Here is a 6374-nt window from a genome sequence, read left to right as displayed (position 1 = left end):
ACCTGTTTGCCCTCGGCCGGCGTCTTGTGGCTCAGGCCTGTCGGCAGCGAGGCTAGAAACTCAGCAAAGCGCTCGCGGTCGGCCACGGTTTTGGCATAGAACGGCATCGTTTGTACCTCGATACCAGCCAGGTCCAGCGGTTCATCTTCAGCGGCGTCCGGGTGACGGATGTCGATGACGATTTGCCCCGCCAGCGCGTCGCTGACTTCTTCAATCTGCAAGTCCTGGCCCAATTCGTCGATGACGCGATCGATCGGCACCAGCTTGGCGTTCTCGAGCGCACGCTCGAGGACTGCCATGTCGAATTCTTTCTCTTCATGCTCCACGCGCGGACGCTTGGCGTGGGTCTTCGGGTTCACCGAGATGACCCCGCAGTACTCCGGCATGTGCTTGGCGAAGTCGGCGGTGCCGATTTCGTTGGCCAGGTCGATGATGTCCTGTTTGTGACTGGCGATCAGCGGACGCAAGACCAGCTTGTCGGTCACGCAGTCGATCACGGACAGGTTCGGCAATGTCTGGCTCGACACCTGGGAGATCGCTTCGCCGGTTACCAGCGCTTCAATCTCCAGCCGATCGGCAATACGGGAAGCAGCGCGCAACATCATACGCTTCAAAACCACGCCCATATGACTGTTATCGACTTTCCCGAGAATTTCTCCCAGGACTTCCTCGAACGGCACACTGACAAATAACACGCGCTGGGAGCTGCCGTACTTCTTCCAGATGAAGTGCGCGACCTCCATGACGCCCAATTCATGGGCCCGCCCGCCCAGATTGAAGAAGCAGAAATGGCTCATCAGGCCCCGGCGCATGATCTGGTAGGCGGCGACTGTCGAGTCGAAGCCGCCGGACATCAGCACAAGCGTCTGCTCCAGTGCCCCCAGCGGATAACCGCCGATGCTGTTGTGCTGGCTGTGGATCACGAACAACCGTTTGTCGCGAATTTCGATGCGAACTTCGATTTGCGGGTCTTTCAGGGAAATACCGGCGGCGCCGCACTGACGACGCAGTTGGCTGCCGACATATTTCTCGACGTCCATCGAACTGAATTCATGCTTGCCGGCACGCTTGCAGCGCACCGAAAAAATCTTCCCGGCCAACGCCTCGCCAAAGTGCTGTTTGCACTTGGCGACGATGTCGTCGAAGTCGCCCAGCGGGTATTCGTCGACCTGCAGGAAATGCGCGATGCCCGGCATGCAACTCAGGCGCTCGGTCATCTCCTTCAGCACTTTGGGCTCGGCGACGCGGGTTTCAAGCTCGAGATTGTCCCACACACCATTCACCACCACAGCCGGGTCCAGGTCGCGGAGCACGGTACGGATGTTTTTGGCCAACTGGCGGATGAAACGCATCCGTACCGGGCGGCTCTTGATGGTGATCTCGGGGAAGACTTTTACGATTAGTTTCATGAAAACAGCGCGCGCTGGGCCAGCCGAAAAAGGGGGGCGCGGATTATAGCGGAAATTGCTCAAGGTTTAACCAGTTAATGTGCAGAAGGTTTTGCGCGCACCAAAACAGGTCATTTACAGATTGAAGCGCTACATTACAGGGCGGGATTTTCTGCTTCCAGACGCTTTGTGCCTTTATAAGCGTGATATTGGGGCAAAAAACCCATGCTGGGGCACTGGCATGCAATTTGCTCCCTTGTGAGGCAGGTTGCCATGGCAGAGTATTCGCGCCGGCATCACCCACATTCTAAGGGCATCCACTACTAAGCCCGAAGCCACCCGGAGGACACTATGTCGAAGTCGGTTCAACTCATCAAAGATCATGACGTCAAGTGGATTGATCTGCGCTTCACGGACACCAAAGGCACTCAGCATCACGTGACCATGCCGGCTCGCGACGCGCTGGATGACGCTTTCTTCGAAGAAGGCAAAATGTTCGACGGTTCCTCCATCGCTGGCTGGAAAGGCATCGAAGCCTCCGACATGATCCTGCTGCCGGACGACAGCACTGCCGTGCTCGACCCGTTCACCGAAGACCCGACGCTGATCATCGTGTGCGACGTCATCGAGCCTTCGACCATGCAAGGCTACGATCGCGACCCACGTGCGATCGCCAAGCGTGCCGAGGAATACCTGAAATCGACCGGTATCGGCGACACCGTATTCGTAGGCCCGGAGCCTGAGTTCTTCATCTTTGATCAGGTGAAGTTCAAGTCGGACATCTCCGGCTCGATGTTCAAAATCTTCTCCGAACAAGGTTCGTGGATGTCCGACCAGGACATCGAAGGCGGCAACCACGGCCACCGTCCAGGTATCAAAGGCGGCTACTTCCCGGTTCCTCCGTTCGACCACGACCACGAAATCCGTACCTCCATGTGCAACGCCATGGAAGAAATGGGCCTGGTCATCGAAGTTCACCACCACGAAGTGGCGACTGCCGGCCAGAACGAAATCGGTGTGAAGTTCAACACCCTGGTCGCCAAGGCTGACGAAGTCCAGACCCTGAAGTACTGCGTACACAACGTCGCTGTTGCCTACGGCCGTACCGCGACCTTCATGCCTAAGCCACTGTACGGCGACAACGGTTCGGGCATGCACGTCCACCTGTCCATCGCCAAAGATGGCAAGAACACCTTCGCTGGCGAAGGTTATGCCGGCCTGTCCGACACCGCCCTGTACTTCATCGGCGGCATCATCAAGCACGGCAAGGCACTGAACGGCTTCACCAACCCGTCGACCAACTCCTACAAGCGTCTGGTCCCAGGTTTCGAAGCGCCGGTCATGCTGGCCTACTCGGCTCGCAACCGCTCCGCTTCGATCCGTATTCCTTACGTGTCCAGCCCTCGCGCTCGCCGTATCGAAGCTCGCTTCCCGGATCCGGCAGCCAACCCGTACCTGGGCTTCGCTGCACTGTTGATGGCTGGCCTGGACGGCATCCAGAACAAGATCCACCCAGGCGACGCCGCCGACAAAAACTTGTACGACCTGCCGCCTGAAGAGGCGAAAGAGATCCCACAAGTGTGCGGCAGCCTGAAAGAAGCCCTGGAAGAGCTGGACAAAGGTCGTGCGTTCCTGACCAAAGGCGGCGTGTTCTCCGATGACTTCATCGACGCTTACATCGCCCTGAAAAGCGAAGAAGAAATCAAGGTTCGCACCTTCGTACACCCACTGGAATACGAGCTGTACTACAGCTGCTGATCCGGTAGCGCCCGCGCAAGCGGCGTGACAAAGAGAGGCCTCCTTCGGGAGGCCTTTTTTATTGCTTGAAGAACGCTCCTACTCCCATGCCGCCTTATCTGTGGGCGACTTCCGACAAATAATCCATCCATCTCCTAGGGCACTCACAGTATCGTCTGGCATAAACCCGATTGGGTTGCTCGTAGCCTGTACCGACTTGCCCGCACTTAACGGATGGAACAATGAAGATCTACACGCTTACATTCCTGCTTGGCACCTTGATCGCGGGGGCCTTGTCGGGCTGCGACCCCGCCGCACCGAAGCAGGCAATCACACGTGAAGTTTTACTGCAGACCAGCAAATCCTGGGACGAAACGCCTTACATCGCCTACCCGAATACGCCCCCTGAACTGTCAATCCTGAAACTCAAGATACCTGCACACACTGCACTCGACTGGCACTCTCACCCCATCCCCAATGCAGCGTACATTCTTGCCGGCGAACTGACGGTCGAGAGCAAGGACAGCGGCCAGGTCCGGCACTTCAAGCAAGGCGATGCAGTGGCCGAAATGGTCAACACCAGCCATCGCGGCACAACCGGCGACAAACCGGTGGAACTCATTGTGTTCTATGCTGGCAGCCATGGCATTCCACTGTCGGAGTAAGCCTTGATACCCACAGGGAGTCTGGATGCGGCCACTGTTGATGTTTCTTCTGCTGTCGCTCACTTGCCCTGTGATGGCCCAGATCTACAAGTACACCGACGCTGCCGGCAACACCGCCTATAGCAACCAGCCGCCCGATGGCGTGGAGGCGCAACCGGTCGAGTTGCCACCACTGAACAGCGTCGAGCGTCAGGCGCCTGCGGAACCGGCCAGCGACGCCAGCAACCGCGAACAACCGCTTGTCGCCTACGAAGTACTGGAGTTGACAGGGCTGCCCACCGAGGAAGCCCTGCGCGCCAACAACGGCACGTTCACGGTCGGCGTCATGATCAAGCCGAAACTGCAAAGTCCTCATGTGCTAAGACTGCTGCTTGACGATCAACCCTACGGTCAACCCAGCAACGTACCGATCCTGCAACTGGTGAACATCGACCGTGGCGAACACCGTCTGGCCGTGCAGGTGATCAATGGCGAGAACGTCGTTCAACAAAGTCCGACCGTCACGTTCACCGTGCAGCGGGTGCACAAGCCATGAAGTTCTGGCTGCTGGTCGCTTGCTTCGTCGCGCTGCCCGCAATGGCTGAAGTCTTCACCTACGTCGACGCTCAGGGCAACCGCGTCTACACCGACCAGCCAGCCTCGGGCAAAGCCAAACGGGTGCCGATCGCGACGAGCAACCGCATGCCTGCCAACCCGACCGCAACCGCCCCGTTCATTGCCGCGCAAAAAAACGAGGAACCAGCGCTGTTCCGCTACGACATGCTCCGGGTGCTGGTGCCGGAACCGGACGCGACGATCCGCAGCAGCGCCGGCGAGTTGATCGTCAGCGTCACCAGCGAACCCGGCCTGCAACGTGGTCATCGCTATCGCTTGCTGCTGGATGGCCAACCGACCGCCGAACCCGGACCGAGCCCGGTGTTTGCCCTGAGCAACATTGATCGCGGCAGCCATAACCTGTCTGTGGAAATCCTCGACGAGCAAGGTCGTATTGTCGAACGCACGGCCAATCAGCCATTCCACATGCTGCGCATTTCCCTCGCGCAGAAACGCCAGGTCAAACCTTGCACCCTGACCGACTACGGCCAGCGCCCGGAATGCCCCCTCAAGGACAAACCGGAAGAAAAAAATCCCTTCCTGCGTTTCTTCTGACGCCGTTCAGCTTTGCGCACTATATTGGTGCAACAGGTTGCACCGTACCCACATCGCAACCCATTTTGGTTCGAAAGTACCCGCGAAAGCTGGCAGAACGCCACGCGATCGAGCGTTAAACACCCGTTTCAGGCTTTAAACGCTTCTTTTCGGAGCCTTGGTTTGTTTTTTGCATTTTCCTCGCATCAGCGCTTTATTCATGCGCGCGCCCTGCTCCAAAAGAGGTCCTGATGACCATTAGCGACGCATTGCATCGATTGCTACTCGACAACCTGACCACCGCCACCATCCTGCTCGATGCCGAACTGCGCCTCGAGTACATGAACCCGGCGGCGGAGATGCTGTTGGCCATCAGCGGTCAGCGCAGCCATGGACAGTTCATCAGCGAGCTCTTCACCGAATCCACCGAGGCGCTGAACTCCTTGCGCCAGGCCGTCGAACAGGCGCACCCGTTCACCAAGCGCGAAGCGATGCTCACCGCCCTCACCGGCCAGACCCTGACCGTCGATTACGCGGTCACTCCGATCCTGAGCAACGGCGACACCCTGCTGCTGCTGGAAGTGCATCCTAGGGACCGTCTGTTGCGGATCACCAAGGAAGAGGCGCAGCTATCGAAGCAGGAAACCAGCAAGATGCTGGTGCGCGGCCTCGCTCACGAGATCAAGAATCCGCTGGGCGGGATTCGCGGCGCCGCTCAGTTGCTGGCGCGTGAACTGCCGGAAGAAAGCCTGCGCGATTACACCAACGTCATCATTGAAGAAGCCGACCGCCTGCGAAACCTCGTGGATCGCATGCTGGGTTCCAACAAATTGCCATCGCTGGCGATGTGCAACGTCCACGAAGTGCTGGAGCGCGTCTGCCACTTGGTCGAGGCCGAAAGCCAGGGCTGCATCACGTTGGTGCGCGACTACGACCCAAGCATTCCCGACGTATTGATCGACCGCGAACAGATGATTCAGGCGGTGCTGAACATTGTGCGCAACGCGATGCAGGCCATCAGCAGCCAGAACGAGCTGCGCCTGGGCCGCATCAGCCTGCGCACCCGCGCCATGCGCCAGTTCACCATCGGCCACGTGCGCCATCGCCTGGTGACCAAGATCGAAATCATCGACAACGGCCCGGGCATTCCCTCGGACCTGCAGGAAACCATCTTCTTTCCCATGGTCAGCGGCCGCCCGGACGGTACCGGGCTGGGCCTGGCCATTACCCAGAACATCATCAGCCAGCACCAGGGCCTGATCGAGTGTGACAGCCACCCAGGCCACACCACTTTCTCGATCTTTCTGCCACTGGAACAAGGAGCCACATCGACATGAGCCGTAGTGAAACCGTGTGGATCGTCGCGCAGGGTCTCGTTCGCAGCAGCGCCGTATTTCACCCGTGCATAGAGGCCAAGCAGGCGATGGATCTCGTTTTGCTGATCGGCGGAAAGGGT

General features: G+C 58.6%; 6 protein-coding genes. 5 read left to right on the top strand and 1 reads right to left on the bottom strand.

What is annotated here, in order from left to right; translation table 11 throughout:
* A partial coding sequence (gene thiI / locus ACQKP4_RS28010) for a tRNA uracil 4-sulfurtransferase ThiI (protein ID WP_427637281.1) occupies positions 1 to 1409 on the bottom strand: 1409 nt, incomplete at its 3' end.
* A gap of 330 nt (positions 1410 to 1739) precedes the next feature.
* Between thiI and glnA the strand changes: the two genes are divergently transcribed.
* From glnA to glnL, 5 genes are all read left to right on the top strand, one after another.
* Positions 1740 to 3146: a glutamate--ammonia ligase gene (gene glnA / locus ACQKP4_RS28005; protein ID WP_427637279.1), complete on the top strand. Its 1407-nt coding sequence runs from the start codon at positions 1740 to 1742 to the stop codon at positions 3144 to 3146.
* A 221-nt stretch (positions 3147 to 3367) separates the two neighbouring features.
* On the top strand, positions 3368 to 3790 hold the full coding sequence (locus ACQKP4_RS28000; RefSeq protein ID WP_427637277.1) for a cupin domain-containing protein: 423 nt from the start codon (positions 3368 to 3370) through the stop codon (positions 3788 to 3790).
* A gap of 25 nt (positions 3791 to 3815) precedes the next feature.
* On the top strand, positions 3816 to 4325 hold the full coding sequence (locus tag ACQKP4_RS27995; RefSeq protein ID WP_427637275.1) for a DUF4124 domain-containing protein: 510 nt from the start codon (positions 3816 to 3818) through the stop codon (positions 4323 to 4325).
* Positions 4322 to 4939 carry a DUF4124 domain-containing protein gene (locus ACQKP4_RS27990; RefSeq protein WP_427637273.1) on the top strand — a complete coding sequence of 206 codons (618 nt, stop codon included), beginning with the start codon at positions 4322 to 4324 and terminating at the stop codon, positions 4937 to 4939. The genes ACQKP4_RS27995 and ACQKP4_RS27990 overlap by 4 nt, the downstream gene beginning before the upstream one ends.
* Before the next feature lie 230 nt (positions 4940 to 5169).
* Positions 5170 to 6255: a nitrogen regulation protein NR(II) gene (gene glnL / locus ACQKP4_RS27985; RefSeq protein WP_427637271.1), complete on the top strand. Its 1086-nt coding sequence runs from the start codon at positions 5170 to 5172 to the stop codon at positions 6253 to 6255.
* The last annotated feature ends 119 nt before the right edge of the window (positions 6256 to 6374 follow it).

This window comes from Pseudomonas sp. NPDC086278, assembly GCF_050280905.1.
Lineage (GTDB): Bacteria > Pseudomonadota > Gammaproteobacteria > Pseudomonadales > Pseudomonadaceae > Aquipseudomonas.
This window is presented reverse-complemented; position numbering and strand designations above follow the sequence as displayed.